This window comes from Agrococcus lahaulensis DSM 17612, assembly GCF_000425105.1.
GTDB lineage: Bacteria > Actinomycetota > Actinomycetes > Actinomycetales > Microbacteriaceae > Agrococcus > Agrococcus lahaulensis.
Genome location: NZ_KE384305.1, coordinates 38,015 through 64,129, shown reverse-complemented (window position 1 = coordinate 64,129; position 26,115 = coordinate 38,015). Strand labels below are relative to the sequence as shown.

The window sequence follows — 26,115 nt, the reverse complement described above, 5'->3', positions numbered from 1 at the left end:
ATCCGTGGATGGAAGGGGGAGCGATGTCCGATGTCCTGATCGACCGGCCCGAGCTCGAGAGCCTGGGTCAGTACGAGTTCGGCTGGCACGACTCCGACGAGGCTGGAGCCACGGCGAAGCGTGGTCTGAACGAGCAAGTCGTGCGCGAGATCTCCGCGCTCAAGAACGAGTCCGAGTGGATGCTCGAGCGCCGGCTCAAGGGGCTGCAGCTGTTCGAGCGGAAGCCCATGCCGACGTGGGGTGCCGACATCTCCGGCATCGACTTCGACAACATCAAGTACTTCGTGCGCTCGACCGAGCGCCAGGCGCAGACGTGGGAGGACCTCCCCGAGGAGATCCGCAACACGTACGACCGGCTCGGCATCCCCGAGGCGGAGCGCGCGCGGCTCGTCGCCGGCGTCGCGGCGCAGTACGAGTCGGAGGTCGTCTACCACCAGATCCAGGAGGACCTGGAGCGGCAGGGCGTCATCTTCATGGACACCGACACGGCGCTCAAGGAGCACCCGGAGTTCTTCGAGGAGTACTTCGGCACCGTGATCCCGACGGGCGACAACAAGTTCGCCGCGCTCAACACGGCGGTGTGGTCGGGCGGCTCGTTCGTCTACGTCCCGAAGGGCGTGCACGTCGAGATCCCGCTGCAGGCCTACTTCCGCATCAACACGGAGAACATGGGCCAGTTCGAGCGGACGCTCATCATCGCGGACGAGGGCTCGTACGTGCACTACATCGAGGGCTGCACGGCGCCGATCTACTCGAGCGACTCGCTGCACTCCGCGGTCGTCGAGATCATCGTGAAGAAGAACGCCCGCGTTCGCTACACGACGATCCAGAACTGGTCGAACAACGTCTACAACCTCGTGACGAAGCGCGCCATCGCCGAGGAGGGCGCGACGATGGAGTGGATCGACGGCAACATCGGCTCCAAGGTGACGATGAAGTACCCCTCGATCTACCTCGTGGGCGAGCGCGCGAAGGGCGAGACGCTCTCGGTCGCGTTCGCCGGCCCCGGCCAGCACCAGGACGCGGGCGCGAAGATGATCCACATGGCGCCGTACACGACGTCGTCGATCGTCTCGAAGTCGATCGCGCGGGGCGGCGGCCGCTCCGGCTACCGCGGCGAGGTGCGGGTCGACGCGAACGCGCACCACTCCGCGAACAGCGTCGTGTGCGACGCCCTGCTCGTCGACACGATCTCGCGCTCCGACACCTACCCGGCCATCGACATCCGCGTCGACGATGTCGTGCTCGGCCACGAGGCGACGGTGTCGAAGGTGAGCGAGGAGCAGCTGTTCTACCTGATGTCGCGCGGCCTCGAGGAGACCGAGGCGATGGCGATGATCGTGCGCGGCTTCATCGAGCCCATCTCGCGCGAGCTGCCGATGGAGTACGCGCTCGAGCTCAACAAGCTCATCGAGATGAGCATGGAAGGATCCGTCGGCTGACATGACCGCGACTGAGACCACCCCCGCACACCTCGCGACGGAGGACCGCTTCGTCCCGATCCAGACCCGCTCCGAGCGGCCGACGTCGTTCGACCCGGCCGACTTCGGCACGCCGACCGGCCGCGAGGTCAACTGGCGCCTCTCCGACCTGAAGCGGCTCGCGCCGCTCCTCGTCGACGAGGAGACCGAGACGGGCGCCGAGCCCGCGATCGAGTACGGCCTCGCCGAGCTCGAGGCGGCCGGCCTGCTCGTCGAGTCGACGGGCCACGACGCCGCCCCGCGCGGCGAGGTGTTCCGCCCCGAGGACGTCGTGAGCGCGATCGCGTGGAAGCGCTGCGAGAACGCCCTGCACATCCGCCTCCCGGAGGGCCAGGTGCAGGAGCAGCCGGTCATCGCGCGCCTCCACGGCACCGGCGCCGAGCGCCGCGCGAACGCGCACATCGTCGTCGAGGCGATGCCCGGCTCGGTCGGCACGATCGTGCTGCACCACTCCGGCTCGGCGCGCTACGCGCAGAACCTCGAGATCATCGTGCGCGAGGGCGCCAGGCTCACCCTCGTCTCGGTGCAGGACTGGCAGGACGACGCGGTGCACGCCTCGGCCCACCAGGCGGTCGTCGGCGACGGCGCGTACCTCAAGCACATGGTCGTCTCCTTCGGCGGCGGCGTCGTGCGGGTCAACCCGTCGATGCGCCTCGCGGGCCACCGCGCCGAGGGCGAGATGTTCGGCCTGTCGTTCTCCGACAGCGGCCAGCACATCGAGAGCCAGGTCTTCATGTTCCACGAGGGCGTCGAGACCCGCGGCGACGTGCTCTACAAGGGAGCGCTGCAGGGCGAGGGCGCGCGGTCCGTGTGGATCGGCGACGTGCTCATCGGGCAGGACGCGACCGGCACCGACAGCTACGAGAAGAACCAGAACCTCGTGCTGACCGACGGCGCGCGCGCCGACAGCATCCCGAACCTCGAGATCAAGACCGGCGACATCGCCGGCGCCGGCCACGCCTCGGCGACCGGCCGCTTCGACGACGAGCAGCTCTTCTACCTGCAGTCGCGCGGCATCGAGGAGGAGGAGGCGCGCCGCCTCGTCGTGATCGGCTTCCTCATGGAGATCGTGCAGAAGATCGGCGTGCCCGAGATCGAGGAGCGGCTCGCCGAGGCGATCGAGGAGGAGCTGCGCCGCGGCGCCGGCCTCGCTCCCGCCTCGAAGGCGGGGGCATGACCGCCCAGCGGGCATGCGGCGTCGGCGACGTCGCCGTGAGCTCGGCGGTGCGCGTCGAGCTCGACGGCGTCGCGATCGCGATCGTGAAGGACTCGGCCGGCGAGATCCACGCCGTCGGCGACACCTGCACGCACGGCGAGATCTCGCTCTCGGAGGGCTTCGTCGAGGACGACGCCATCGAGTGCTGGGCGCACGGCTCGCAGTTCGAGCTGCGCACCGGCAAGCCGAAGAACCTGCCCGCCTACGAGCCGGTGCCGGTCTTCCCCGTGACCATCGACGGCGACGACGTGCTCGTCGACGTCCAGAATCCCGTGAAGCTGTAGCGCGGCGGCAGCCGCGAAGGAAGGAAGCGCGATGAGCGTCCTGGACATCAAGGACCTGCGTGTCTCGATCGAGACCGAGCAGGGCAGCAAGGAGATCCTCCGCGGAGTCGATCTCACCATCAACTCCGACGAGATCCACGCGATCATGGGGCCGAACGGCTCCGGCAAGTCGACCCTCGCGTACACGCTCGCGGGCCACCCCCGCTACACCGTCGACGGCGGCTCCATCACGCTCGACGGCGAGGACGTGCTCGAGATGAGCGTCGACGAGCGCGCTCGCGCCGGCCTGTTCCTCGCGATGCAGTACCCGGTCGAGATCCCCGGCGTGACCGTCTCGAACTTCCTCCGCACCGCGAAGACCGCCATCTCCGGCGAGGCCCCGCGCGTGCGCGAGTGGATCGGCGACGTGCGCGGCGCGATGGAGAAGCTGCGCATGGACCCGTCGTTCGGCGAGCGCAACGTCAACGAGGGCTTCTCGGGCGGCGAGAAGAAGCGCCACGAGATCCTCCAGATGGAGCTCCTCCGCCCGCGCTTCGCCGTCCTCGACGAGACCGACTCGGGCCTCGACGTCGACGCGCTGCGCATCGTCTCCGAGGGCGTCAACCGCATCAAGGGGGAGACGGGCCTCGGTGTGCTCCTCATCACGCACTACACGCGCATCCTCCGCTACATCCAGCCCGACCACGTGCACGTGTTCGTGAACGGACGGATCGCCGAGCAGGGCGGCCGCGAGCTCGCCGACCGGCTCGAGGAGGAGGGCTACGACCGCTACCTCAAGGCAGGCGTCTGATGGCACTCGTCGAGATCGATGCGGCGAAGTTCGACGCGGTCACCGACGCGCTCAAGGACGTCGTCGACCCGGAGCTCGACGTCAACATCGTCGACCTGGGCCTCGTCTACGACCTCGCGTGGGATGACGAGCAGGACGCGCTCGTCATCTCGATGACGCTCACGTCGGCGGGGTGCCCGCTCACCGACGTCATCGAGTCGGAGATCGCCGAGAAGCTCGACGGCATCGTCGAGCAGTTCCGCATCAACTGGGTGTGGATGCCGCCGTGGGGCCCGGAGCGCATCACGGAGGACGGCCGCGAGATGATGAGGGCGCTAGGTTTTACGATCTAGCTTCCGCCGAGGTCGGCTCGGAGCCGAGGCAGCAGGACCCGGACGGTCCAGTGGACCGTCCGGCCTAGCGCCGTCGCAAGCGGGAGCGAGCGAGCTCGGCTTCACTGCGCACGAAGGGGACGACCACGACGGTCGTCCCCTTCGTCGCGGTCTGAGGCGGCGGAGCGGTCTTCAACCGGATAGCCGGTAGGGCGAGCCGATATGTGTCGCGCCCCAGCAGCTCTCCGGTTGAAGATCCCACCGGAGAGGCGATCAGCCGGCAGCGGTCACGCGGCGTCGCGCCGCACGCGCGGCGCCCACGCCCGCTCCGGCTCGGCCGGCTCGAGCATCGACCAGACCGTCGGCGCGAGCTGCGGGTAGTCGTCGACGATGCGCCGGAGCACTCGGTCGCTCACCTCGTGATCGGGGCGCACGGCATGCGGCGGGAGGATCCGCTCAGACCGCAGGAGCAGCACGACGAGCTCGTCGACGCTCGGCAGCTGCGACATGAACTCCCACGGGTCCTCACCGGATCGCAAGCGCTCCTCGACGAGTACCGAGCGCTCGTCCGCAGCCTCGGCGCGCAGCACCTCGAGGCTCGCCCGCCTGCCGGGCGAGGGGTCGGCGGTGGCCTCCCGGGTCACCGATCCCGCCCGTGGCGCGGCTTGCGCGGCGGCCGCTCGTCGCGCTCCCGGCGGGGCGCCCGATCGTCGCGGTCGCGGCGCGGACCGCGCTCGTCGCGCTCGCGACGGCCGGTGTCGACACGGATGTCGATCGGCACGCCGAGGATGCGCGTCTGCGAGAGCCGCTCGAGCTGACCGGGGGAGAGCTCCGGCAGCTCGACGAGCGTGAAGTCGTAGCGGATCGTGATGCGCCCGAAGTCGTCGCGACCGAGGCCGCCCTCGTTCGCGAGCGCGCCGACGATCTGCCGCGGCTCCACGCCGCGCTTGCTCCCGACGGCGAGCCGGTAGGTCGTCGCGTCCGACGGGCCGCGGCGCGAGCCGCGCTCGGGACGGTCGCCGCCCGCGTCGCGATCGCGGTCGCGGGCGCGCTCCTTGGGCGCCTGGAGCGCGCGGTCCGCCTCCGCGTCGAGCAGCAGCGGCGTGTCGCCCTGCGCGACGACGGCGAGCGCGGCGGCGACGTCCTCCTGCTGCGCGTCGTGGTGCGCGACGTAGTGCGCGATGATTTCCCGGAAGCGCTCGATGCGCTCCGTCTCGCCGAGGGCGGCAGTGATGGCGTCGTCGAAGCGCGCGAGGCGCGTCGCGTTCACCTCGCCCGCGCTCGGCATCGGCATGATCTCGACCGTGCCGCGCGTCGCCTTCTCGATCGCGCTCAGCATCCGCCGCTCGCGCGGCGTGACGAAGCTGATCGCGTCGCCCGTGCGGCCCGCGCGGCCGGTGCGGCCGATCCGGTGCACGTACGACTCGGTGTCGATCGGCAGGTCGTAGTTGATGACGTGGCTGATGCGCTCCACGTCGAGGCCGCGCGCGGCGACGTCCGTCGCGACGAGCACGTCGAGGTCCCCCGAGCGGAGCTGCTCGATCGTCTTCTCGCGCTGCGGCTGGGCGACGTCGCCCGAGATGGCGGTCGCCGCGTAGCCGCGCGCGCGCAGGCGCTCCGCGACCGTCTCGGTCTCGTTGCGCGTGCGCGTGAAGACGATCGCCGCCTCGAACGGCTCGACCTCGAGCACGCGCGTGAGCGCCTCGAGCTTCTGCTGGTACGAGACCATGAGCGCTCGCTGGGTGATGCTCGGGGCCGTCGTCGTGCTCGCGCGCACCGTGACCTCGGCGGGCTCGCGCAGGTGCTGCTGCGAGATGGCCCGGATCTGTCGCGGCATCGTGGCCGAGAAGAGGGCCACCTGCTTCTCCGCGGGCGTCTGCTGAAGGATCTCGTCCACGTCCTCGGCGAAGCCCATCCGGAGCATCTCGTCGGCCTCGTCGAGCACGACGTGGGTGAGGCTCGAGAGGTCGAGCGTGCCCTTCGCGAGGTGGTCCATGATGCGGCCCGGTGTGCCGACGACCACGTGCACGCCGCGGCGGAGCGCAGAGAGCTGCACGCCGTAGCCCTGGCCGCCGTAGATCGGCAGCACGTGCACGCCGCCGAGATGCGCCGCGTAGCGCTCGAACGCCTCGCACACCTGCACAGCGAGCTCGCGCGTCGGGGTGAGCACGAGCGCCTGCGGCTCGCGCCGGGCGACGTCGATCGCCGAGAGCACCGGCAGCGCGAAGGCGGCCGTCTTGCCCGTGCCCGTCTGGGCGAGGCCGATGATGTCGCGGCCCTGGAGCAGGAGCGGGATCGTCTCGGCCTGGATCGCGGAGGGCGTCTCGTAGCCGACGTCGTCGAGCGCGCGCAGGATCTCGGGCGGCAGGCCCAGTGCGGCGAAGGTCGCGCGATCGCCCTCGTCGGCGGCGGGTGCGGTCTGCGTGTCGGTCATGCCTCCAACGCTACGCGCTGCGCGAGCCTCGCGCGGACCTACGCTGGAGGGATGGACCTCGACTGGCTCGCCGCGATCTACGGCGCGACGATCCCCGTGGGCGGAGGGCAGGAGCTGCTGCTGCGCGAGGTCGTGGGCAACGCCTTCGGACTCGCGAGCGCGGTGGGCGGCATGCTGCGGCGCGTCTGGGCGTGGCCCGTGGGCATCGTCGGCAACGTGCTGCTGCTCACGGTCTTCCTCGGCGCGATCCTCGACCCGGCCCACACCCTGCCCACGCTGCTCGGCCAAGCCGGCCGGCAGGTGATGTTCATCGCGGTCGCGGTCTACGGCTGGGTGCGCTGGCGGCAGGCGCGCGCCGCCGACGGGCAGATCGTGCCGCGCTGGGCCACGTGGCGGGAGCGCACTGGACTCGGCGTCGTGCTCGTGGTCGGTACGGTCGCCCTCACGCCGCTCTTCGCGGCGCTCGGATCCTACGAGCCCGTGTGGGCCGACGCCTGGACCTTCGTCGGCTCGCTGCTCGCGACCTACGGGATGGCGCGCGGCTGGACGGAGTTCTGGCTCATCTGGGTGCTCGTCGACCTCGTCGGCGTGCCGCTGCTGCTGTCTGCCGGCTACTGGGCGACGGCGGCGATGTACGCCTTCTACGGCGGGTTCACGGTGTGGGGGTTCGTCGTCTGGGCGCGGGCGCGCCGGAAGCCCTCGGTCGAGGTGCTGCTGCCGGATCCGCGGGTCGAGCGCGCCGACCGCTGACGCTGCGGCGTCGAGCCCGGGCGGTCGTCGTCAGTCGATCGAGCGGTCGATGCGGCGCGCGCCGGCCCACGCGGCGGGCATGATCGCCGCCGCGAGCGCCCACTTCACGATGCCGCCGACGATGAACGGCACGAAGCCGAGCTGCAGCGCGCCCGCGATCCCGACGGGCGTGCCCATCGCCGCGAGCACGGCCGCCATGTAGGGGATGCCGAAGGCGAACGGGATGAGGCTCGCGAGGCCGAAGAGCGCGATCGCGAGCAGCGGGCGACGGTCCCAGCGCCGCTCCGCGAGCCAGCCGACGACCGCAGCGGTCGCGATGAAGCCGATGATGAAGCCGAAGCTCGGCTTGCCGACCGCGAGCAGGCCGCCCGTGAAGCCGGCGAAGATCGGCGCACCGGCGACGCCGAGCGCGAGGTAGCCGACCATCGCGGCGACGCCGCGGCGGAAGCCGAGCGACGCGGCGACGAGCATGACCCCGAGCGTCTGCCCCGTGACGGGCACGGGCCACATCGGGATCTCGGCCTGCGCGAGCGCCGCGACGACGGTGATGCCGGCGGCGACGAGCAGGACGTCCTTGATGAGCGAGCGGTGACCGACGAGCGCGTCGGCGAGAACGGTGCGGCGGGGGAGCGGGAGCGCGACAGAGGTCATGGAGCCACTGTAGGGCCGCGGCTCGTAGGATCCCGGCATGAGCGATCTCGCCGGCAAGGCCACCGCCCTCCTCACCATGCACGACGACTTCGTCGTGCTGCCGACCGCGTGGGACGCGTGGTCGGCGCGCACGCTCGTCGCCGCCGGCTTCGAGGCGCTCACGATCGGCAGCCACCCACTCGCCGAGTCGCGCGGGCAGGGCGACAACGAGGGCATGAGCCTCGACGACGCGCTCGAGGGCATCGAGCGCATCACCGCATCCGTCGACGTGCCCGTGAGCGCCGACATGGAGTCGGGCTACGGCGCGCCGCCCGCCGAGCTCATCGAGCGGCTGCTCGAGGCCGGCGCGGTCGGGCTCAACGTCGAGGACACCGTGCACGCCGAGGGCCGCATGCGCGAGCCGCAGGAGCACGCCGACTACATCGCGGGGCTCCGCGCCGCCGCGGACGCCGCGGGCGTCGACGTCGTCATCAATGCACGCACGGATGCGTTCGCTCGCCCCCACCTGCACGGTCGCGACCCGCTCGAGGAGGCGATCGCTCGCTGCGAGCTCATGGAGCAGGCCGGCGCGCGCAGCCTCTACCCGGTGGTGCCGCCGAGCAAGGCGGCCCTCGGTGCGATCCTCGAGCGCGTCTCGCTGCCCGTCAACGTCACCGCGCACCCCGTGCGCGGATCGATCTTCGGCGACCTCGCGGCGACGCGCGCGGGCGGCGCGCGCCGCGTGAGCTTCGGCCCACTGCTGCAGGCGGCGCTCACCGACCTCATCGGGGAGCTCGCCCGTCCCTGGCGCTGAGGCTGCGCGCCGGTCGCTGGTAGGCTGGTGGGCTGGTCCGCTCGACGGACCCGCCACCCCCATCCCCATCAGAGAGGCTCCCGCGCGCATGATCGCCGTGTCAGGCTTCGAGCTCTCGGTGGGCCCGCGCACCCTCATGAGCGACGTCTCGTTCCGCATCGACGCGGGCGACAAGATCGGCCTCGTCGGCCGCAACGGCGCCGGCAAGACGACCATGACGAAGGTGCTCGCGGGCGTGAGCGACGACCGCGACGGCCACACCTTCTCGGGCCGCATCGAGCGCTCGGGCGAGATCGGCTACCTGCCGCAGGACCCGCGCTCGGGTGACCCGAAGCAGACCGCGCGCCGACGCATCCTCGACGCCCGCGGCCTCGGCGAGCTCGTCGAGGGCATGCGCCTCGCGACCGAGCAGATGGGTGAGGGCGGCTCGGTCGCCGACGAGGCGATGCGCCGCTACGGCCGCCTCGAGGACCGCTTCCTCGCGCTCGGCGGCTACGCGGCCGAGGCCGAGGGCGCGGCGATCGCGTCGAACCTGCAGCTGCCCGACCGCATCCTCGACCAGCCCCTCGAGACGCTCTCCGGCGGCCAGCGACGCCGCATCGAGCTCGCGCGCATCCTCTTCTCGGGCGCCGACACGATGCTGCTCGACGAGCCGACGAACCACCTCGACGCCGACTCGGTCGTGTGGCTGCGCGAGTTCCTCAAGGGCTACTCGGGCGGGCTCATGGTCATCAGCCACGACGTCGAGCTCGTCGAGGAGACCGTCAACCGCGTCTTCTACCTCGACGCGAACCGCCAGGTCATCGACATCTACAACATGTCGTGGAAGCTCTACCTGCGGCAGCGCGAGGCCGATGCCGAGCGCCGCAAGCGCGAGCGCGCGAACGTCGAGAAGCAGGCGAGCCAGCTCGAGCTGCAGGCGGCGAAGATGGGCGCGAAGGCGACGAAGGCCGTCGCGGCCAAGCAGATGGCGCGCCGGGCCGAGCGGATGCGCTCCGGGCTCGAGGAGGAGCACGCGGTCGACCGGGTGGCGAAGCTGCGCTTCCCGAAGCCGGCACCGGTGGGGAAGACGCCCATCATGGCGCGCGACCTGTCGAAGTCGTACGGCTCGCTCGAGATCTTCACGGCCGTCGACCTCGCGGTCGACCGCGGCTCGAGGGTCGTCATCCTGGGCCTCAACGGCGCGGGCAAGACGACGCTCCTGCGGATCCTCGCGGGCGTCTCGGAGAGCGACACGGGCGAGATCGAGCGCGGCCACGGGTTGCGCGTCGGCTACTACGCGCAGGAGCACGAGACGCTCGACGTCGAGCGCTCCGTGCTGCAGAACATGCTCTCGGCGTCGCCCGACATCACCTCGACCGAGGCGCGCCGCGTGCTCGGCTCGTTCCTCTTCACGGGCGACGACGCCGACAAGCCCGCGCGCGTGCTCTCGGGCGGCGAGAAGACCCGCCTCTCGCTCGCGATGCTCGTCGTCTCGAGCGCCAACCTGCTGCTGCTCGACGAGCCGACGAACAACCTCGACCCCGCGAGCCGCGAGGAGATCCTCGGCGCGCTCAGCGCCTACGAGGGCGCCGTCATCCTGGTGAGCCACGACGAGGGCGCCGTCGAGGCGCTCGACCCCGAGCGGGTGCTCATCATGCCCGACGGCACCGAGGACCTCTGGAGCCCCGAGTACCTCGACCTCATCGGCCTGGCCTAGCCTGGCCGCAGGCGCGAGGGAGGACCCGCATGCTCGATGAGCCGGTCGGCTGGCTGTCGGCGGTCGGCGGCGCGCTCAACGCGATCGGCATCGTCGCGTTCGCGATCTCGGGCGCGCTGCTCGCGGTGCAGAAGCGCATGGACCTCGTCGGCATGGCGGGCCTCGCCGTCGTCACCGCCACCGGCGGCGGCATGCTGCGCGACCTGCTGATCGGGGCGACGCCCGTCGCCGTCCTGCAGGAGTGGTGGATGATCGGCGCCGCACTGCTCGGCGCGCTCGCCGTCTTCCTCCTGCACCGGTGGATGGACAAGCTCGACCGGCCCGTGCTCATCTTCGACGCGATCGGCCTCGGCATCTTCGTCGTGGCGGGAGCGACCAAGGCCGTGCACCACGGCGTCGACCCGGTCGGCGCGGCGTTCGTCGGCATGCTCACGGGCATCGGCGGCGGCATCCTGCGCGACGCGCTCGCCAACGACATCCCCGCGGTGTTCCGGCGCGACTCGCGGCTCTACCTGCTGCCGGCGCTGCTCGGCTCGAGCGCCGCGGCGACGGCCGAGTGGCTCGGCTGGGGGCACTGGGCGGTGCTGACCGGCATCGCGCTCGTCGTCTGCGCGCTGCGCATCGCGAGCGAGCTGCTCGACTGGCGCGTGCCGTCCCTCAAGACGCAGGCGATCCCGACGGTCCGCGACTGACCCGCATCTCCCTCGAGCCGTCAGGCGCGGTCCAGGATGTCGTCCTCGACGTCGGCGTCGGAGCGCCGCTCGCGCTTCGGCTTCGGCGGCGGGGCGTCCCCGCGCAGCTCCTCGCGCATGCCCCACGCGACGGCCGCGTAGCCGAAGAGCGCGAAGACGAACCACTGCAGCGTGTAGGAGAGGTGCGGGCCCTCGTCGAGCACAGGGCGCGTGGCGATCGCGACGTCGGTCGGCGCATCGCCGTCCTCGCTCACGAGCAGCCCGTAGGCGCCGACGTAGGCCTCCCCGTCGATGCCCTCCGCGATCGCGGGGAGGTTGACGGATGCGATCTGCCCCTCGGGTGCGCCGCGCCCGGGGATGTCGCCCTCGTTCGGGCGCAGCCGCGCGACGACGGTCGTCGGCCCAGCTGGGGTCGCGGGCTCGGTGACGGGCCGCTCGGCGCCCGAGGCCTGGTCGATCCAGCCGCGGTCGACGACGAAGACGGTGCCATCGGTCGTGCGGAACGGCGCGATGACGTCGAAGCCGACCTCGCCGCCGCGCCAGCGGCCGCGCAGCAGCAGCTGCTCGTCGAGCAGGTACTCGCCCTCGAGCACGACAGGCGTCCACTGCTTGGCTGGGTCGAACGCCGCTGGATCGGCGATGGCCTCGGCCACCGCGACGGGCGAGCGGTCGTAGTTCGACTCGAGCCGCTCGATCGCGGCGAGCGCCTCCTCGCGGCGGTTCCACTGCCAGACGCCGAAGAGGCAGCACGCGACCGCGAAGATCGTCGCCAGCGCGACGTAGCCGAGCCAGCGGGGCTGGCGGAGGAGGGTGAGCATCAGGCGACTCGCTCGACCGTCTCGCCGAACGCGGTCTCGACGACGGGGAAGCCGCGCGAGCGCAGCCACGCGGCGAGGCTCTCGCGGTGCTCGGCGCACGCCGCCCACGTCTTCACGCGGTCGGCGTCGTGGATGCGCGGGTTGCGCCAGTGCAGGGCGTGCGAGGCCGCGGCCGAGCACCCGGCCGCGGAGCACACGGCGGTCGGGTCCGGCGTGCCGGCGCCGCCGTCGAGCATGCCGAGCAGGCTCATCGGCCGGCTCCCTCGGCAGGTCCGTCGCGGTCGGCAGGAGCCGAGCCAGCGAGCGGATCCGGAGCAGCGGGGCCGCGCCACATGCGCTCGTCGTCGGCGTAGCCGCTCGCGCCGGACGGCCCGGCGGGCAGCGCGTTGGGGGCCTCTCGCACCTCGACGGGCGCGTGCGTCGAGACGTTGGCGACCACGACCGCGAAGTAGGGGATGAGCACGGCGACGAGCGCCGGCGCGAGCTTCCACCAGCCGGGCACGACGAAGAAGATGCCGAGGCAGCCGACGCGCACCAGCATCATGTACAGGTACATGCGGAAGCGCCTCTCACGATCCTCGTCTGGGGAGATCGGGAGGTCGGTGATCGACGCGGACCGTGCTCGCATGGCCTCACCACTCTACGCGCGCGCCCTTTGCGCCAGCCCTGTCTTTCGGGCCGCCCCGCCTCCTCGGATCGCCCGGTCTTCTAGGCTGGCTCGCATGACCCCTCGCACCGTGCTCGTCACCGGCGGCAACCGCGGCATCGGCCGCGCGATCGCCCAGTCCTTCCTCGACGTCGGTCACCGCGTCGCGATCACCTCGCGCGACGGCTCGGGCCCTGAGGGCGCGCTCGCGGTCGCGGCGGACGTGACGGATGCGGCCTCGATCGACGCAGCCTTCACGCGCATCGAGCAGGAGCTCGGCCCGGTCGAGGTCGTCGTCGCGAACGCGGGCATCACGCGCGACACGCTGCTCATGCGCATGAGCGAGGAGGACTTCGCGGCGGTCGTCGACACGAACCTCGGCGGCGCGTTCCGCGTCGCGCAGCGCGCCTCGAAGGGCATGCTGCGGGCCAAGTGGGGCCGCGTCATCCTCATCTCGAGCGTCGTCGGCCTCTACGGCGGGCCCGGTCAGGTCAACTACGCCGCCTCGAAGGCGGGCCTGGTCGGCATCGCCCGCTCGATCACGCGCGAGCTCGGCGCCCGCGGCATCACGGCGAACGTCGTGGCGCCCGGCTTCATCGCGACCGACATGACGGCGGAGCTCGACGAGAAGACGCAGGCCGAGTACAAGGCGGCGATTCCCGCGGCGCGCTACGGCAGCGCCGAGGAGGTCGCCGGGGTCGTGCGCTGGCTCGCGGGCGACGAGGCCGCCTACATCTCCGGTGCCGTCATCCCCGTCGACGGCGGCCTCGGCATGGGCCACTAGCCGACGTCCGGCGGCCGCGGCGCTCAGGCGCGGCGCTGGTAGACGCCCGTGCGCAGCTCGGCGATCCAGTGCTCGAGGAACGGGATGCCGGCGGCGCGCGCGACGGCGATCTCGGCCTCGATGTCATAGGGCACTCGCACGAACTGCACCGAGAGAGCGCCGGCGTCGCCCGCCTCGAGCAGCGCGTACGCCGCGGTCGGGTCGCCGTCGAGCTCGTTGCCGGCGCTGCCGACGTTCAGCAGCCACCGGCCGCGGCGGATGTCGAGCCACTGGTCGTGCAGGTCGCCGTACGCGACGACGTCGGCGCGCGGCACGGCACCCGTCGCATCCGTCGCCTCGAACATGGCGTCGTACGTCGCGTCGTCGGCGTCCGAGCGCACGCGGTGGTGGACGGAGTCGGCGGATGCGTGGAAGAGGCGCACGAGGCGGGAGCCCAGCAGCGCGTCGTGATGGAACGGCAGCGCGGCGAGCCACGCGAGGGCGTCGGCGCCGAGCTCGTCGCGGTACCACGCGGGCGCCGTCCACGGCGAGCGCTCCGGGGTCGCGACCGCCTCGTCCCAGTTGCCGCGCACGACGACATCGCAGGCCTCGCGCGCGAGCTCGACGACCGCCCGGCCCCGCGGCCCCTTGCCGACGAGGTCGCCGCCGCACCACACCGCATCCGCCCCGCGCCGCCGCGCGTCGGCGAGCACGGCCTCGAACGCCGTCAGGTTGCCGTGCATGTCGGAGACGATCGCGACGCGCTCGGCGGGAGGGGCCACGGGCGCCTCAGCCCGGCAGGATCGGGATGAGCTCGCGGAAGTCGGGCACGTCGATCGCGTTGGTCGCCACCTCGCGCACGAGCGGCTTCGCGCAGAAGGCGACCGAGATGCCCGCCGCCTCCATCATGAGGACGTCGTTCGCGCCGTCGCCGACCGCCATGACGCGCTCGCGCGGCACGCCGAGGTTCAGCCGCAGCGACTCGAGCGTGTCGCGCTTGGCCGCGCCGTCGATGACGGGGCCGATCGAGCGGCCGGTGAGCCGCCCATCCGCGACCTCGAGCCGGTTCGCGCGCGCGTGGTCGATGCCGAGCTCGGCCGCGAGCGGGTCGAGCACCTCGTGGAAGCCGCCCGAGACCGCCGCGATGCGGCCGCCGCGCGCATGCACCTCGGCGATGAGCTCCGGGACGCCGTCGGTGACCGTCACCTGCTCGCGGGCCGCGTCGAGCACCGAGACCGGCAGCCCCTCGAGCATGAGCAGGCGCTCGGCGAGCGAGGCGGCGAAGTCGAGCTCGCCGCGCATCGCGCGCTCGGTGACGGCCGCGACGTGCCGCTCGGCGTCAGGCCCGACCGCGCGCGCGAGCAGCTCGATGACCTCGTCGCGGATGAGCGTCGAGTCGACGTCGGTGACGACGAGCAGCGGTGCCGCCGTCACAGGATCGTCGAGCCCTTCGGCACCGTGACGATGCCGGAGGCGGAGATGGAGAAGCCGCGCGCGAGGTCGGCCTCGTGGTCGACGCCGATCTGCACGCCGGGGCCGATCTCGACCCCCTTGTCGATGATCGCCCGCCGCACGACGGCGCCCGCGCCCACGTGCACCTGGTCGAACAGGATCGCGTCCGACACGGTCGCGCCCGCGTCGATCGTGCACCACGGCGAGACGACGCTGCGCACGACGCTCGCCCCCTGCACGACCGAGCCCGCACCCACGATCGCCTCGTTGACGTCGGCGGCGCGACCCCACGCATCCCTCGTGAACTTCGCCGGCGGCGCGTTGACCGTCTGCGTGTAGATCGGCCACTCGCGGTTGTAGAGGTTGAAGATCGGCAGCGCCGAGATGAGGTCCATGTGCGCGTCGAAGAACGACTCGATCGTGCCGACGTCGCGCCAGTAGTACTTGTCGCGCTCGGTCGCGCCCGGCACGGTGTTGTTCTTGAGGTCGTACATCGCGGCCTCGCCGCGCTCGACGAACCACGGGATGATGTCGCCGCCCATGTCGTGGTTCGAGTCCTCGAGCCGGTTGTCGGCGATCACCGCCTCGACGAGCGCGTCGGCGTCGAAGACGTAGTTGCCCATGGAGGCGAGCACCTCGCCGGGGGCGACGGCGAAGGCGGATGCGTCGGCGGGCTTCTCGTGGAAGGCGCGGATGTAGCCCGCCTTCTCGTCGTCCTCCTCGATGACGCCGAACTGGTGCGCGAGCTCGAGCGGCTGCCGGATGCCCGCGACGGTCGCGCGCGCTCCCGAGGCGATGTGCGCGTCGATCATGTCGCGGAAGTCCATCCGGTAGACGTGGTCGGCGCCCACGACGACGACGATGTCGGGCTTCTCGTCGGCGATGAGGTTGAGCGACTGGAAGATCGCATCGGCGCTGCCCGCGAACCAGTGCTTGCCGGTGCGCTGCTGCGCCGGCACCGAGGTGACGTAGGAGTTGAGCATCGACGACATGCGCCACACCTGCGAGATGTGGCGGTCGAGCGAGTGCGACTTGTACTGCGTCAGCACGACGATCTGCCGCAGGCTCGAGTTGATGAGGTTCGAGATCGCGAAGTCGATGAGGCGATAGGCGCCGCCGAACGGCACCGCCGGCTTCGCCCGGTCGGCGGTGAGGGGCATGAGCCGCTTGCCCTCGCCGCCGGCGAGCACGATCCCGAAGACCTTCTTGTCCATGGGCTCACCCTACGGTTCTTGTCTGCACGCTGACCAGGAGCCGGATGATCGTCGAGAGCCGCTGGCGTACTGTGAGGGCATGCGCGTCGACCTGCTCACGAAGGAGTATCCGCCGGAGATCTACGGGGGAGCGGGGGTGCACGTCACCGAGCTCGTCAAGGCGCTCCGCGACTCGATCGACGTGCGGGTGCGGTGCTTCGGGGCCCCGCGCGACGAGGAGGGCGTGACCGCCTACGACGTGCCCGCGGAGCTCGCCGACGCGAACGGCGCGCTGCAGACGCTCGCGGTCGACCTGCAGATCGCCGACGCCGTCGCCGACGCCGACCTCGTGCACTCGCACACGTGGTACGCGAACGAGGCGGGCCGGCTCGCCCAGGAGCTGCACGGCATCCCGCACATCGTCACCGCGCACTCGCTCGAGCCGCTGCGCCCGTGGAAGGCCGAGCAGCTCGGCGGCGGCTACCGCATCTCGAGCGACATCGAGCGGCGCGCCTACGAGGCCGCCGACCGCGTGATCGCGGTCTCCGACGGCATGCGCGCCGACATCCTGCGCTCCTACCCGGCCCTCGATCCCGAGCGGGTCGTCACGATCCACAACGGCATCGACCTCGAGGCGTGGGCGCCGCTGCCCGACGCGGATCGCGCGCGCGAGCTCGGCATGGACCCCGACCGCCCCGCGGTCGTCTTCGTCGGCCGCATCACGCGGCAGAAGGGCCTGCCGCACCTGCTGCGCGCGGCCCGCTCGCTGCCCGATTACGTGCAGCTCGTGCTCGTCGCCGGGGCGCCCGACACGCCGGAGATCCTCGCGGAGGTCAAGGGCCTCGTCGAGGAGCTCCGGTCGGCGCGCGGCGGCGTCGTCTGGATCGACGACGTGCTCGCCAGGGACGACGTGCGGGTGCTGCTGAGCCACGCGACGACGTTCGTGTGCCCGAGCGTCTACGAGCCGCTCGGCATCGTGAATCTCGAGGCGATGGCGTGCGGCGCGCCCGTCGTCGGGAGCGCGACCGGCGGCATCCCCGAGGTCATCGTCGACGGTGAGACGGGCTACCTCGTGCCGATCGACCAGGTGCAGGACGGCACCGGCACGCCGACCGACCCCGACCGCTTCGTCGCCGACCTCGCGGACGCGCTCTCGCGCATGGTCGCGGATCCCGCGGCCGCGAAGCGCATGGGGGAGGCCGGCCGGGCTCGCGCCGCCGAGCACTTCGACTGGCACCGCATCGCGGCCGAGACGCGCGAGGTCTACGAGCGCGTCATCGCCGAGCGCGCCGGTCGATAGGCTCGAAGCCATGGCGAACGTGCTCGAGCTCCGCGATGTCTCCTTCGTCCGGAACGGCAACCGGATCCTCGACCGCATCTCCTGGAGCGTCGACGAGGCCGACCGCTGGGTCATCCTCGGCCCGAACGGCGCCGGCAAGTCGACGATCCTGCAGCTGGCGGCCGCCGCGACGCACCCCACCTCCGGCGAGGTGCACGTGCTCGGCGAGCGCATCGGCAAGGTCGACGTCTTCGAGCTCCGCACCCGGATCGGCCTCGCGGCCACGGGGCTCGCGCGCCGCATCCCCGCTTCCGAGCGCGTCGGCGACGTCGTGCTCACCGCCGCCTACGCCGTGACCGGCCGGTGGCGCGAGCAGTACGAGTCGCTCGACCTCGAGCGCGCCGCCGAGGTCATGGACGCGTGGGACCTCAGCGCCCTCGCGACCCGACCGTTCGGCACGCTCTCCGACGGGGAGCGCAAGCGCGTGCAGATCGCGCGGGCCGTGATGACCGACCCCGAGCTCATGCTGCTCGACGAGCCGGCCGGCAGCCTCGACCTCGGCGCGCGCGAGTCGCTCCTCGCTTCGCTCGAGGAGTACGCCTCGAGCCCGCTCGCGCCGGCGATCGTCATGGTCACGCACCACGTCGAGGAGATCCCGCCGGGCTTCACGCACGCGATGCTGCTGCGCGAGGGCGGCATCGTCGCGGCGGGGCCGCTCGACGACGTGCTGACGGATGCGCGCCTCACCGAGACCTTCGGCATCCCGCTCGCGGTCGCGCACGAGGGCGGCCGCTGGTCGGCGCGCGCGAAGCGCTGAGCCACCCGAGAGCCGATCCCACCTGATACACTCGTCTGTCGGCCCGCACGCCGACCGAAGACTTCCGCGCCCGAGCGACCAAGGAAACCCATGAAGACCGAGATCCACCCCGACTACCGCCCGATCGTGTTCCGCGACCTCGCCTCGGGCGAGACGTTCCTCACGCGCTCGACGATCACGAGCGACAAGACGATCGAGCTCGACGGCGAGACCTACCCGGTCATCGACGTCGAGATCTCGTCGGCCTCGCACCCGTTCTACACGGGCAAGCAGCGCATCATGGACTCGGCCGGCCGCGTCGAGAAGTTCAAGAACCGCTACAAGGGCTTCGGCGGCTGATCGCAGCAGCACGCACGAGAGGGCGACGGGCTTCGGCTCGTCGCCCTCCGTCGTGTCGCCGCAGCCTGCACCGCTCCGTGCTCGTCAGCGCGCAACGACGTCGGCTCAGGCGCAGACATCACGTCATCAGAGCCCGACCTCGTCCTCGTCGCAACGACCTCCATGACCACCTTTGCCCGATCGGCATGAGCTCGGCATCCGGAGGGGCACCTTCGTGCAGGAGTTCTCCGGCGGATGCCGGTAGCCCGAGTATGCCGATCAGTCGGTGCGGGAGGGCCTCAGACCAGGGCTCCCTCGCGAGAGCACGAAGCGCCGCGGCGTCCTCCTGGCTCCTGCCCAGCTCCGCGAGCACACGGTCGATCGTGGCGTCGCTCGAGCCATGCAGACCATGCCAGGAGCGAGGTTCGGCACGCAGCGCGGCCAGCTCGGGGCCAAAGAGCGTGGGATCGCCGAACGGGAGGACATGCAACCAGCGGAGATCGAGATCGGCGATCACGGAGCGCCAGCGGTGCTTCCAACCCTCGTGGTAGCCGCTCGGCGTGAAGACTTCCAGAATCGACCCATGCGCGTGAGCGGTGACGGCGACGACGGGCCGCACGTACGGCGCCCAGTTCCAAGCCGCTGGATCGTCAGTGAGCAAGACGCTCCGGCCTTCCAGCACGACGTGCGTTGCGGCGCTCGGCACGATGGCGTGGATGGGATCGGTGGGTAGCCACCGATCGACGCCCAGTGCGTTCAGCGTCGTGGGGAGCACGTAGATCGCCGTCGTCAGGGTTTGGGCCCCCGTGACGCGGTCCCTTGCGGCAGCGACGGAGCCACTGTCCGGGCCTCCGGCGAACCGACCCCACTGCACCTCGGCACCGGTTCGCTCTGCGACCGATGCTGCGAGCTCCGGGACGGCGGCGCCGGAACCGATCGCGCGCCCGTTCAACGTGGCGATGACGACCTCGACACCGGTGATCGGCGCCCAGGACGCCAACCCGGTCGTGCCGAGCTGGGCGAAGAGCTCCGCGGCCAGGTCAGGGGTGATCGGGGACCGGTCCCAGCCCTCGTCGATCCGGAACCACTCGACCGCAGTCGCTGCAGACGTCACGAGCTGGACGCTAGCAGCCGGTACCGCGCCGATGAGCGATCAGCATCCTCGCCGTTCCGTGCCAGCAGCATGGCCGTCAGGCGCGCAGCGGCCAGCCGCGGCCCGCGCTGAACGTGGGGTCGCTGCGGCGCTTGAACTCCTCGAAGCCCGCCGCCTGCTCGTCGGCCCAGCGCTCGGTGAGCTCGTGGAGCGAGATCGGGTCGATGCGCAGCTCGGGGTAGCGGGCGGTCATGACCTGCGCGAGGCGCCCCGCCGCGATCGCGTCGGCGCTCGCGTCGTGCGCGTCGACGAGCTCGATGCCGTAGACCTCGGCGGCGACCGAGAGGGTGCGCTTGCCGCGGCGGTAGCGGTCGACCTGCCGGTCGATGACCATCGGGTCGATGACGGGCCGGGCGTCGAGCGGCTCGATGCCGTACCGACGGCACTCAGCTGCGAGGAGCGAGAAGTCGTAGGCGGCGTTGAACGCGCACACCGCGAGCCCCGCGGCGAAGTGCCGGGCGAGCTCGTCGCGGATCTCCTGCACCGCGATCGGCGCCTGCGCGCCCTCGGCGCGCGCCCGCTCGGTCGTGACGCCGTGCACGGCGGTCGACGCGGCCGGGATCTCGACGCCCGGGTCGACGATCCAGTAGCGGCCCTCGATGACGGCGCCGCTCGCATCGAGCACGCCGACGAACGCGGTGACGATGCGCGACTGCGCGGGATCGATGCCCGTCGTCTCGAGGTCGAAGACGGCGAGCCGGTCGATCCAGCGATCGGGCGCCTCGGGGCTCACCTGGAGGATCGGCCTCCGCAGCTGCACGCTCGTCTCCGTCATGCGCCCACGGTAGCCCGCACCGCCCACACCCGCGGGTAGGCTCGACCGGTGCCAGTGGAACGCGCGTCCCGCCCGTCGCCCTACCGGGCGCTGCTCGACGCGCTCCCGCAGCGCGAGCGCGCGATCGACGTGGACGGCGTCCGCACCGCGCTGTTCGAGTACGGCGAGCCGGATGCGACCCCGATCCTCTTCGTGCACGGCTTCCGCGGTGACCACCACGGGCTCGAGCCGATCGCCGCGCACCTGCCCGGCATGCGGGTCATCATCCCCGACCTCCCAGGCTTCGGGGAGTCGGATGCCCTGTCCACCGCATCCATCGACGCCTACGCCGCGTGGCTCCGCGCCCTCGTCGCGAGCGAGGCGCCGGGTGCCGCCGTGCTCGGCCACTCCTTCGGCTCGATCGTCGTCGCCCACGCCGCCGCGAGCGGGCTCGACGCGAGCCGCATCGTGCTCGTCAACCCCATCGCGACGCCCGCGCTCTCGGGCCCCAATCGGCTCGGGTCGGCGCTCGCGCTCGGCTACTACCGGGTCGCGGCTGCCCTGCCCGAGCGCGCGGGCCTCACGCTGCTCGGCGCGCCGCCGATCGTGCGCGGCATGAGCGCGTTCATGGCGAAGACGCGCGACGGGGGCTTGCGCGCCTGGATCCACGGGCAGCACGACGCCTACTTCTCGAGCTACGCCTCGCGCCGGTCGGTGCTCGAGGCCTTCGACGCATCCATCCGCCACACGGTCAGCGAGGTCGCCGCCCGCATCGCGCAGCCGGTGCAGCTCATCGCCGCCGACCGCGACGACATCACGCCGCTGCGCGAGCAGCACCGGCTGCGGGCGCGCTTCCCGGACGCGCGCCTCGCGGTGCTCCGCGGCACCGGCCACCTCGTGCACTACGAGCGGCCGCGCGAGGCCGCCGCGGTCATCCGCCGCTTCCTCGCCGAGGGCGCCGCGCGCTGATGCGGATCCTGTTCGACTGCCGCTACGTGCGCCTCGAGCGGCACGACGGCATCTCGCGCTTCTCGGCCGAGCTCGTCGCCGAGCTCGCGCGCGACCACGACGTCACGATGCTCGTGAGCGATGAGCGACAGCTCGCGATGCTCCCGCGCCTGCCGCACGTGCTCGGCCCCTCGCCGACCGGCCCGCTCGAGCCCCTCGCCTCGTGGCGGCTGCGGCGCGTGCCCGCCGACGTGGCGTTCTCGCCCATGCAGACGATCGGCTCGATCGGCCGCGCGTGGCCGCTCGTGACGACCGTGCACGACCTCATCTACTACCGCCACCCGACGCCGCCGCCGAACCTGCCCGCGCCCGTGCGGCTGCTGTGGCGGCTCTACCACCGCTCGTTCGCGCCTCAGCGGATGCTGCTGAACGCCGTCGACGGCGTCGCGACCGTCTCCGAGACGACCCGCGGCCTCATCGAGCGGCACCGGCTCACGCGCCGCCCGGTCGCGGTGGTGCCGAACGCGTTCGCGCCCCTCGGCGAGCCCGTCGCGCACGCGGCGCCGCCCACGCGGCGGCTCGTCTACATGGGCTCGTTCATGCCCTACAAGGACGTCGAGACGCTCGTCGCCGCCGCCCGCCTGCTGCCCGAGCACGAGCTGCACCTCTGCAGCCGCGTCGACCCCGCGACGCGCGAGCGGCTCACCCGGCTCGCGGCAGGCGCATCCGTCGTCTTCCACGACGGCGTCACCGACGCCGAGTACGCCGAGCTGCTGCGGAGCGCGACGGCGCTCGTGCACGCGTCCCGCGACGAGGGCTTCGGCATCCCGCTGCTCGAGGCGATGAGCCTCGGCGTGCCCGCGGTCGTCGCCGACACCGCGATCTTCCGCGAGGTCGGGGGCGACGCGGCGCGCTACTTCCCGGTGGGTGACGCGGATGCGCTCGCTCGCGCCGTGCGCGCGCTCGAGGGGGAGTGGGCGGCCGTCTCGCGCGCCTCCCTGGAGCAGGCCGCGCGCTTCAGCTGGCGCGCCTCGGCGGAGCGGCTCGGCGCCTTCCTCGCGGAGGTCGCCGCCGCGTCGCCGCGGGGGCGCTCGCGCTGACCCGCGGACGCCGCGTGCCTCAGGCCGGCGCGCCGAGCGCGTCGGCGATCGCGGTGAGCGTCTCGCTCGTGCCGCCCTCGACGCGCGCCGCCGCACGGCCGTCCCACTTCGTCGGCCCGCGGTTGACGATCACGATCGGCACGCCCTCGCGGCGCGCGACCTCGAGCAGCCGCGTGCCGGAGTTCACGACGAGCGACGAGCCGGCGACGAGCACGACCTCGCCGGCCGCGACGATGTCGCGCGCCGCGGCGAAGACGTCGACGGGCACGAGCTCGCCGAAGAAGACGACGTCGGGCTTGAGGATGCCGCCGCACACGGGGCACGCGGGCACCTCGAAGCGCTGCGATGCGTCGATCTCGACGTCGCCGTCCGGCTGCAGCCGCACCTGCTCGGGCATCCGGATCCAGGGGTTCAGCCGCTCGATCTCGTCGGCGATGCGGTGCCGGTCGAACGTCGTGCCGCAGTCGAGGCACGAGACGGTGTGCAGCTGCCCGTGCACGTGCGTGACGTTCGTCGAGCCCGCGCGCTCGTGCAGGTCGTCGACGTTCTGCGTCGCGATGCCGGTCGTGAGCCCCGCGCGCTCGAGCCGCGCGAGCGCGCGGTGGCCCTCGTTGGGCTGCACCGAGGCGAAGCGCTGCCAGCCGAGGTGGCTGCCGGCCCAGTAGCGGCGTCGCGCGTCGACGCTCGCGAGGAAGGTCTCGAACAGCATGGGGTTGCGCGGCGGCGCGCCTTCGCCCCGGTAGTCGGGGATGCCGGAGTCGGTCGAGATGCCCGCGCCGGTCACCACCGCGATGCGGCGTCCGCGCAGCAGGTCGATGGCTGTGTCGAGCACGCCGTCACCCTAGCCCCGGTATCCTCGAGCCCGACGGGGGAAGGCTGGGAGCGCATGCGGATCGTGTCGATCGACTCGCTCGCCGACCCCCGGCTCGAGGACTTCGTCGGGCTCACCGACGTCGCGCTCCGGCGCCGCACCGAGCCCGAGCGCGGCCTCTACATCGCCGAGTCGCAGACGGTGCTCGAGCGCGCGCTCCGTGCGGGCCACGAGCCGCGCTCGGTGCTCGTCGCGCCGCGGTGGCTCCCCGACGTCGAGCGGCTCGTCGGCGGGCTGGACGTGCCGGTCTTCGTCGGCGACGAGGGCGTGCTCGAGCAGATCACCGGCTTCCACCTCCACCGGGGCGCGCTCGCCTCGATGCGGCGCCCCGAGCTGCCGGATGCGTCGGCGCTGCTCGCGCGCGCTCGTCGCGTCGTGGTGCTCGACGGCCTCGTGGACCACACGAACGTCGGCGCCGCGTTCCGCTCGGTCGCGGGGATCGGCGGCGACGCCGTGCTCGTCACCTCGACGTGCGCCGATCCGCTGTACCGGCGGAGCGTGCGCGTCTCGATGGGCACGGTGCTCCAGGTGCCGTGGACGCGCATCGACTTCCTCGAGGCGGCCATCCCGGTCTTCCACGACGCGGGCTTCGAGGTCGTCGCGATGGCGCTCCGCGACGACGCGGTCGACCTCGACTCGTACGCGGCGGCGCCCGCGGAGCGCGTCGCCCTCGTCTTCGGCTCGGAGGGGCCGGGCCTCTCGGCGCGCGCGATCGCCGCCGCCGACCGGGTCGTGCGCATCCCCATGCACCACGGCGTCGACTCGCTCAACGTCGCGGCCTCGGCGGCCGTCGCCATGTGGGCGCTGCGATGAGCTCGCGAGCCGCCGCGCCGGCTCGGCGCACGCATCCGCTCGTCGTGCTGCTGCGCTCGCTCCTCGCCGTCGCGCTCGTCGCGGCGGTCGCGCTCGCCGCCGCCGTGCTCGTGGCGCCGGCGCCCGCGGTCGCCGGCGAGCCGGTGGAGGCCGCTCCGGCGGAGCTGCCTGCCGCGCAGGTCGACTGGCCCGAGGCGGCGCGCGCCGCCGGCTACGGCGTCGTCGGCATCGACGGCGGAGCCGACTCGTGGGAGGCGTGGGGGAGCGAGGATGCGCACCCGATGGCGAGCGTCGCGAAGCTCGTCACCGTGCTCGTCGTGCTCGACGCGCACCCCATCGAGGCGGACTCGCGAGGCGCGGTCATCACGCTCGACGGCGACGACGTCGCCGCGCAGGCGCGGGCGCTGCGGGAGAACGCGCCCATCGCGCCCGTCTTCGACGGCATGCAGGTGACGCAGCGCGACCTCGTGGAGTGGTCGCTCGTCGACTCGGCCGGCAACGCGATCTGGTCGCTCGCGAACTGGGCGTTCGGCGACATGGACGGCTTCGAGTCAGCCGCCGCCGCCTGGGCCGATCGGCACGGGTTCGACGACACGGTGCTCGCCGATCCCGCGGGCCTCGACGCCCGCTCCGTCTCGAGCGCGCGCGACCTCACCCGCATCGCGCTCATGGCCGTCGACGACCCCGTCGTGCTCGCGAGCATGCAGCTCGAGTCCGTGCGCATCCCCGGCATCGGCATCGCTCCGAACACCAACCGCATCCTCGGCCAGCACGGCATCGACGCCGGCAAGACCGGCACGCTCAAGGTGTGGGGCAGGAACCTGCTCGTGACGGCGATCCGCGAGGTCGACGGCGACGAGCGCCGCATCGTGGGCGTCGTGATGGGCACGATCGCCGCCGACGAGACCGATGCCGCGATGATCTCGCTCCTCGAGAGCGTGTGGCCGAACTTCGCGAACCGCACGGTTGTCGAGTCGGGCACCGTCGTCGCCGAGTACCGCGCGCCGTGGGGCGCGACGACGCGCGCCGTGACGACCGGCCCGCTCGACGCGCTCGTGTTCGCCGACGACGCCCCCGGCTGGAGCGCGAGCGTCGACGCGATCGAGGCGGGCGCGGTGCCGCAGCCGGTCGGCGAGGCGAGGCTCGAGCGCGGGGACGCGACCGTGCCCGTGCGCACCGCGAGCCTGCTGGCGCCGCCGGACGCCTGGTGGCGCATCGCGAACGCCCCCACCGTGCTCGGCTGGTACTTCGACTAGTCGCGATCGCCCTCGTCGCCGCGGGGGAGCAGCACCGGCGCCGCGGTGGGCCGCTTCGGCGAGATGGAGTCGCCGGAGGACTGGCCGCGCAGCCGCCGGAGCACCCACGGCGCGAGGTGCTCGCGCGCCCAGTGGAGGTCGTCGAGCCGCATGCGCTGCCACGAGCGCAGCGGCAGCGGCTCGGGCTCCATCGGCGTCAGCGCGTGCCGCACGCCGAGCGCGTCGAGCACGATGATCGCGATCGCGTGGTGGCCGAGCGCTGAGAAGTGGAGCCGGTCGGCGGCCCACATCTGCGGCTGCTGCAACTGCCGCGCCGACCACATGTCGGCGATCACCGCGCCGTGCTTGGCCGCGACCCCGTGCAGGTTCGCGTTGTAGATGCCAACCTTGCCGCGGATCGAGCGCAGCACCGGGGTCATCGCGATGTCGGGGCCGTTGAAGAGCACGACCTCGGCGCCGGTCGCGCGGAGCCGGCCGACGACCTCGTCGAGCCGCGCCGCGAGCGCGTCGGGGTCGCCGCCCGGCCGGATGAGGTCGTTGCCGCCCGCCGAGATCGTCACGAGGTCCGGCTGGAGCGCGATCGCCGGCTCGAGCTGCTCGTCGACGATCTGCTGCAGCAGCCGCCCGCGGATCGCGAGGTTCGCGTACTCGAGGTCGGGGCGCGAGCGGGCGAGCTCCTCCGCGACCCGGTCGGCCCAGCCCCGCACGCCGTTCGGCAGGCTCGGCTCCTCGTCGCCGACGCCCTCGGTGAAGCTGTCGCCGAGCGCGACGTAGCGGGTGTAGGGGTGCTCGAGGCCTGGGTGCTGCATACCCTCCATCCTGCCCTGCGACCG

At 72.4% G+C, this 26,115-nt stretch carries 30 protein-coding genes; 17 read left to right on the top strand and 13 right to left on the bottom strand.

Features of this window, described 5'->3' with window-relative positions; translation table 11 throughout:
• The first annotated feature begins 23 nt into the window (after positions 1-23).
• From sufB to H508_RS0113325, 5 genes are read left to right on the top strand one after another with little or no spacing between them, the layout of a single operon-like run.
• A complete protein-coding gene (gene sufB / locus H508_RS0113345; RefSeq protein WP_021009464.1) occupies positions 24-1,442 on the top strand; it encodes a Fe-S cluster assembly protein SufB in 1,419 nt (472 codons plus the stop codon).
• A gap of 1 nt (position 1,443) precedes the next feature.
• Positions 1,444-2,658, top strand: a complete 1,215-nt coding sequence (gene sufD, locus H508_RS16480) for a Fe-S cluster assembly protein SufD (protein WP_051223477.1) — start codon at positions 1,444-1,446, stop codon at positions 2,656-2,658.
• Positions 2,655-2,981 carry a non-heme iron oxygenase ferredoxin subunit gene (locus H508_RS0113335; protein ID WP_026374425.1) on the top strand — a complete coding sequence of 109 codons (327 nt, stop codon included), beginning with the start codon at positions 2,655-2,657 and terminating at the stop codon, positions 2,979-2,981. Before sufD ends, H508_RS0113335 begins: the two co-directional genes overlap by 4 nt.
• A 31-nt stretch (positions 2,982-3,012) precedes the next feature.
• On the top strand, positions 3,013-3,771 hold the full coding sequence (gene sufC, locus H508_RS0113330) for a Fe-S cluster assembly ATPase SufC (RefSeq protein ID WP_021009461.1): 759 nt from the start codon (positions 3,013-3,015) through the stop codon (positions 3,769-3,771).
• A complete protein-coding gene (locus H508_RS0113325) occupies positions 3,771-4,103 on the top strand; it encodes a metal-sulfur cluster assembly factor (RefSeq protein ID WP_021009460.1) in 333 nt (110 codons plus the stop codon). The genes sufC and H508_RS0113325 overlap by 1 nt, the downstream gene beginning before the upstream one ends.
• 266 nt (positions 4,104-4,369) lie before the next feature.
• Here the strand turns inward: H508_RS0113325 and H508_RS0113320 are convergent, their stop codons facing one another.
• On the bottom strand, positions 4,370-4,726 hold the full coding sequence (locus H508_RS0113320; RefSeq protein WP_026374423.1) for a hypothetical protein: 357 nt from the start codon (positions 4,724-4,726) through the stop codon (positions 4,370-4,372).
• Positions 4,723-6,516, bottom strand: a complete 1,794-nt coding sequence (locus H508_RS0113315) for a DEAD/DEAH box helicase (protein ID WP_026374422.1) — start codon at positions 6,514-6,516, stop codon at positions 4,723-4,725. The genes H508_RS0113320 and H508_RS0113315 overlap by 4 nt, the downstream gene beginning before the upstream one ends.
• A gap of 51 nt (positions 6,517-6,567) precedes the next feature.
• Between H508_RS0113315 and pnuC the strand changes: the two genes are divergently transcribed.
• The gene (pnuC, locus tag H508_RS0113310) at positions 6,568-7,266 is read left to right on the top strand and encodes a nicotinamide riboside transporter PnuC (protein ID WP_026374421.1); all 699 of its coding nucleotides are present in this window, start codon (positions 6,568-6,570) and stop codon (positions 7,264-7,266) included.
• Between the two features lie 30 nt (positions 7,267-7,296).
• On the opposite strand, the gene H508_RS0113305 is transcribed toward pnuC, so the two are convergent.
• On the bottom strand, positions 7,297-7,917 hold the full coding sequence (locus tag H508_RS0113305; RefSeq protein WP_026374420.1) for a biotin transporter BioY: 621 nt from the start codon (positions 7,915-7,917) through the stop codon (positions 7,297-7,299).
• A 37-nt stretch (positions 7,918-7,954) separates the two neighbouring features.
• On the opposite strand from H508_RS0113305, the gene H508_RS0113300 reads away from it, so the two are divergent.
• The 3 genes from H508_RS0113300 (at position 7,955) to H508_RS0113290 (ending at position 11,101) form a co-directional block, all read left to right on the top strand.
• Positions 7,955-8,710 (top strand): isocitrate lyase/PEP mutase family protein, encoded by a 756-nt coding sequence (locus H508_RS0113300; protein WP_026374419.1) that lies wholly within the window; start codon positions 7,955-7,957, stop codon positions 8,708-8,710.
• An 88-nt stretch (positions 8,711-8,798) separates the two neighbouring features.
• Entirely contained in the window at positions 8,799-10,409 is a 1,611-nt protein-coding gene (locus H508_RS0113295) for an ABC-F family ATP-binding cassette domain-containing protein (protein WP_026374418.1), read from the top strand.
• A 29-nt stretch (positions 10,410-10,438) separates the two neighbouring features.
• On the top strand, positions 10,439-11,101 hold the full coding sequence (locus H508_RS0113290; protein ID WP_035255219.1) for a trimeric intracellular cation channel family protein: 663 nt from the start codon (positions 10,439-10,441) through the stop codon (positions 11,099-11,101).
• A 20-nt stretch (positions 11,102-11,121) separates the two neighbouring features.
• Here H508_RS0113290 and H508_RS0113285 read toward each other — a convergent pair whose 3' ends face one another.
• Genes H508_RS0113285 through H508_RS16965 form a run of 3 tightly spaced genes read right to left on the bottom strand, consistent with a single transcriptional unit; the run spans position 11,122 to position 12,547 of the window.
• Entirely contained in the window at positions 11,122-11,919 is a 798-nt protein-coding gene (locus tag H508_RS0113285; RefSeq protein WP_035255216.1) for an SURF1 family cytochrome oxidase biogenesis protein, read from the bottom strand.
• A complete protein-coding gene (locus H508_RS16475; RefSeq protein ID WP_245569543.1) occupies positions 11,919-12,170 on the bottom strand; it encodes a hypothetical protein in 252 nt (83 codons plus the stop codon). The genes H508_RS0113285 and H508_RS16475 overlap by 1 nt, the downstream gene beginning before the upstream one ends.
• Positions 12,167-12,547 (bottom strand): DUF3099 domain-containing protein, encoded by a 381-nt coding sequence (locus tag H508_RS16965; RefSeq protein ID WP_084155341.1) that lies wholly within the window; start codon positions 12,545-12,547, stop codon positions 12,167-12,169. The genes H508_RS16475 and H508_RS16965 overlap by 4 nt, the downstream gene beginning before the upstream one ends.
• 94 nt (positions 12,548-12,641) lie before the next feature.
• On the opposite strand from H508_RS16965, the gene fabG reads away from it, so the two are divergent.
• Positions 12,642-13,349: a 3-oxoacyl-ACP reductase FabG gene (gene fabG / locus H508_RS0113270; RefSeq protein WP_026374415.1), complete on the top strand. Its 708-nt coding sequence runs from the start codon at positions 12,642-12,644 to the stop codon at positions 13,347-13,349.
• 23 nt (positions 13,350-13,372) lie between these two features.
• Here the strand turns inward: fabG and H508_RS0113265 are convergent, their stop codons facing one another.
• From H508_RS0113265 to glgC, 3 genes are read right to left on the bottom strand one after another with little or no spacing between them, the layout of a single operon-like run.
• On the bottom strand, positions 13,373-14,110 hold the full coding sequence (locus tag H508_RS0113265; protein WP_026374414.1) for a metallophosphoesterase family protein: 738 nt from the start codon (positions 14,108-14,110) through the stop codon (positions 13,373-13,375).
• A gap of 7 nt (positions 14,111-14,117) precedes the next feature.
• Complete coding sequence (gene serB, locus H508_RS0113260) at positions 14,118-14,762, bottom strand: phosphoserine phosphatase SerB (RefSeq protein WP_026374413.1); 645 nt, start codon at positions 14,760-14,762, stop codon at positions 14,118-14,120.
• Positions 14,759-15,994, bottom strand: coding sequence for a glucose-1-phosphate adenylyltransferase (gene glgC / locus H508_RS0113255; RefSeq protein WP_026374412.1), 1,236 nt, complete (start codon positions 15,992-15,994; stop codon positions 14,759-14,761). The genes serB and glgC overlap by 4 nt, the downstream gene beginning before the upstream one ends.
• 79 nt (positions 15,995-16,073) lie before the next feature.
• Between glgC and glgA the strand changes: the two genes are divergently transcribed.
• The 3 genes from glgA (at position 16,074) to H508_RS0113240 (ending at position 18,408) form a co-directional block, all read left to right on the top strand.
• Positions 16,074-17,273 (top strand): glycogen synthase, encoded by a 1,200-nt coding sequence (gene glgA / locus H508_RS0113250; RefSeq protein ID WP_026374411.1) that lies wholly within the window; start codon positions 16,074-16,076, stop codon positions 17,271-17,273.
• A 10-nt stretch (positions 17,274-17,283) separates the two neighbouring features.
• Entirely contained in the window at positions 17,284-18,069 is a 786-nt protein-coding gene (locus H508_RS0113245; RefSeq protein WP_026374410.1) for an ABC transporter ATP-binding protein, read from the top strand.
• A 90-nt stretch (positions 18,070-18,159) separates the two neighbouring features.
• Positions 18,160-18,408 carry a type B 50S ribosomal protein L31 gene (locus tag H508_RS0113240; protein WP_021009443.1) on the top strand — a complete coding sequence of 83 codons (249 nt, stop codon included), beginning with the start codon at positions 18,160-18,162 and terminating at the stop codon, positions 18,406-18,408.
• A gap of 118 nt (positions 18,409-18,526) precedes the next feature.
• Here H508_RS0113240 and H508_RS0113235 read toward each other — a convergent pair whose 3' ends face one another.
• Positions 18,527-19,501, bottom strand: a complete 975-nt coding sequence (locus tag H508_RS0113235) for a hypothetical protein (RefSeq protein WP_026374409.1) — start codon at positions 19,499-19,501, stop codon at positions 18,527-18,529.
• Positions 19,502-19,577: 76 nt separating this feature from the next.
• Positions 19,578-20,315 carry an exonuclease domain-containing protein gene (locus H508_RS0113230; protein ID WP_084155340.1) on the bottom strand — a complete coding sequence of 246 codons (738 nt, stop codon included), beginning with the start codon at positions 20,313-20,315 and terminating at the stop codon, positions 19,578-19,580.
• 48 nt (positions 20,316-20,363) lie between these two features.
• On the opposite strand from H508_RS0113230, the gene H508_RS0113225 reads away from it, so the two are divergent.
• Together H508_RS0113225 and H508_RS0113220 are read left to right on the top strand one after the other, a co-directional pair.
• A complete protein-coding gene (locus H508_RS0113225) occupies positions 20,364-21,263 on the top strand; it encodes an alpha/beta fold hydrolase (protein WP_245569542.1) in 900 nt (299 codons plus the stop codon).
• On the top strand, positions 21,263-22,342 hold the full coding sequence (locus H508_RS0113220) for a glycosyltransferase family 4 protein (protein WP_026374406.1): 1,080 nt from the start codon (positions 21,263-21,265) through the stop codon (positions 22,340-22,342). Before H508_RS0113225 ends, H508_RS0113220 begins: the two co-directional genes overlap by 1 nt.
• Before the next feature lie 19 nt (positions 22,343-22,361).
• Here the strand turns inward: H508_RS0113220 and H508_RS0113215 are convergent, their stop codons facing one another.
• Complete coding sequence (locus H508_RS0113215; RefSeq protein ID WP_026374405.1) at positions 22,362-23,174, bottom strand: Sir2 family NAD-dependent protein deacetylase; 813 nt, start codon at positions 23,172-23,174, stop codon at positions 22,362-22,364.
• A gap of 54 nt (positions 23,175-23,228) precedes the next feature.
• On the opposite strand from H508_RS0113215, the gene H508_RS0113210 reads away from it, so the two are divergent.
• Positions 23,229-24,026, top strand: a complete 798-nt coding sequence (locus H508_RS0113210) for a TrmH family RNA methyltransferase (RefSeq protein WP_026374404.1) — start codon at positions 23,229-23,231, stop codon at positions 24,024-24,026.
• Entirely contained in the window at positions 24,023-25,282 is a 1,260-nt protein-coding gene (locus H508_RS0113205; RefSeq protein ID WP_156906093.1) for a D-alanyl-D-alanine carboxypeptidase family protein, read from the top strand. The genes H508_RS0113210 and H508_RS0113205 overlap by 4 nt, the downstream gene beginning before the upstream one ends.
• On the opposite strand, the gene H508_RS0113200 is transcribed toward H508_RS0113205, so the two are convergent.
• Positions 25,279-26,091, bottom strand: a complete 813-nt coding sequence (locus H508_RS0113200) for an SGNH/GDSL hydrolase family protein (RefSeq protein ID WP_026374402.1) — start codon at positions 26,089-26,091, stop codon at positions 25,279-25,281. The two genes, H508_RS0113205 and H508_RS0113200, sit on opposite strands and share 4 nt — an antisense overlap.
• Positions 26,092-26,115 lie beyond the last annotated feature (24 nt).

What these genes read in the sequence shown, in the direction of transcription:
- sufB (WP_021009464.1), top strand. Translation starts at nt 24, where the DNA reads ATGTCCGATGTCCTGATCGACCGGCCCGAGCTCGAGAGCCTGGGTCAG.
- sufD (WP_051223477.1), top strand. Translation starts at nt 1,444, where the DNA reads ATGACCGCGACTGAGACCACCCCCGCACACCTCGCGACGGAGGACCGC.
- H508_RS0113335 (WP_026374425.1), top strand. Translation starts at nt 2,655, where the DNA reads ATGACCGCCCAGCGGGCATGCGGCGTCGGCGACGTCGCCGTGAGCTCG.
- sufC (WP_021009461.1), top strand. Translation starts at nt 3,013, where the DNA reads ATGAGCGTCCTGGACATCAAGGACCTGCGTGTCTCGATCGAGACCGAG.
- H508_RS0113325 (WP_021009460.1), top strand. Translation starts at nt 3,771, where the DNA reads ATGGCACTCGTCGAGATCGATGCGGCGAAGTTCGACGCGGTCACCGAC.
- H508_RS0113315 (WP_026374422.1), bottom strand. Translation starts at nt 6,516, where the DNA reads ATGACCGACACGCAGACCGCACCCGCCGCCGACGAGGGCGATCGCGCG.
- pnuC (WP_026374421.1), top strand. Translation starts at nt 6,568, where the DNA reads ATGGACCTCGACTGGCTCGCCGCGATCTACGGCGCGACGATCCCCGTG.
- H508_RS0113305 (WP_026374420.1), bottom strand. Translation starts at nt 7,917, where the DNA reads ATGACCTCTGTCGCGCTCCCGCTCCCCCGCCGCACCGTTCTCGCCGAC.
- H508_RS0113300 (WP_026374419.1), top strand. Translation starts at nt 7,955, where the DNA reads ATGAGCGATCTCGCCGGCAAGGCCACCGCCCTCCTCACCATGCACGAC.
- H508_RS0113295 (WP_026374418.1), top strand. Translation starts at nt 8,799, where the DNA reads ATGATCGCCGTGTCAGGCTTCGAGCTCTCGGTGGGCCCGCGCACCCTC.
- H508_RS0113290 (WP_035255219.1), top strand. Translation starts at nt 10,439, where the DNA reads ATGCTCGATGAGCCGGTCGGCTGGCTGTCGGCGGTCGGCGGCGCGCTC.
- H508_RS0113285 (WP_035255216.1), bottom strand. Translation starts at nt 11,919, where the DNA reads ATGCTCACCCTCCTCCGCCAGCCCCGCTGGCTCGGCTACGTCGCGCTG.
- H508_RS16475 (WP_245569543.1), bottom strand. Translation starts at nt 12,170, where the DNA reads ATGAGCCTGCTCGGCATGCTCGACGGCGGCGCCGGCACGCCGGACCCG.
- H508_RS16965 (WP_084155341.1), bottom strand. Translation starts at nt 12,547, where the DNA reads ATGCGAGCACGGTCCGCGTCGATCACCGACCTCCCGATCTCCCCAGAC.
- fabG (WP_026374415.1), top strand. Translation starts at nt 12,642, where the DNA reads ATGACCCCTCGCACCGTGCTCGTCACCGGCGGCAACCGCGGCATCGGC.
- glgC (WP_026374412.1), bottom strand. Translation starts at nt 15,994, where the DNA reads ATGGACAAGAAGGTCTTCGGGATCGTGCTCGCCGGCGGCGAGGGCAAG.
- glgA (WP_026374411.1), top strand. Translation starts at nt 16,074, where the DNA reads ATGCGCGTCGACCTGCTCACGAAGGAGTATCCGCCGGAGATCTACGGG.
- H508_RS0113245 (WP_026374410.1), top strand. Translation starts at nt 17,284, where the DNA reads ATGGCGAACGTGCTCGAGCTCCGCGATGTCTCCTTCGTCCGGAACGGC.
- H508_RS0113240 (WP_021009443.1), top strand. Translation starts at nt 18,160, where the DNA reads ATGAAGACCGAGATCCACCCCGACTACCGCCCGATCGTGTTCCGCGAC.
- H508_RS0113230 (WP_084155340.1), bottom strand. Translation starts at nt 20,315, where the DNA reads ATGACGGAGACGAGCGTGCAGCTGCGGAGGCCGATCCTCCAGGTGAGC.
- H508_RS0113220 (WP_026374406.1), top strand. Translation starts at nt 21,263, where the DNA reads ATGCGGATCCTGTTCGACTGCCGCTACGTGCGCCTCGAGCGGCACGAC.
- H508_RS0113210 (WP_026374404.1), top strand. Translation starts at nt 23,229, where the DNA reads ATGCGGATCGTGTCGATCGACTCGCTCGCCGACCCCCGGCTCGAGGAC.
- H508_RS0113205 (WP_156906093.1), top strand. Translation starts at nt 24,023, where the DNA reads ATGAGCTCGCGAGCCGCCGCGCCGGCTCGGCGCACGCATCCGCTCGTC.
- H508_RS0113200 (WP_026374402.1), bottom strand. Translation starts at nt 26,091, where the DNA reads ATGCAGCACCCAGGCCTCGAGCACCCCTACACCCGCTACGTCGCGCTC.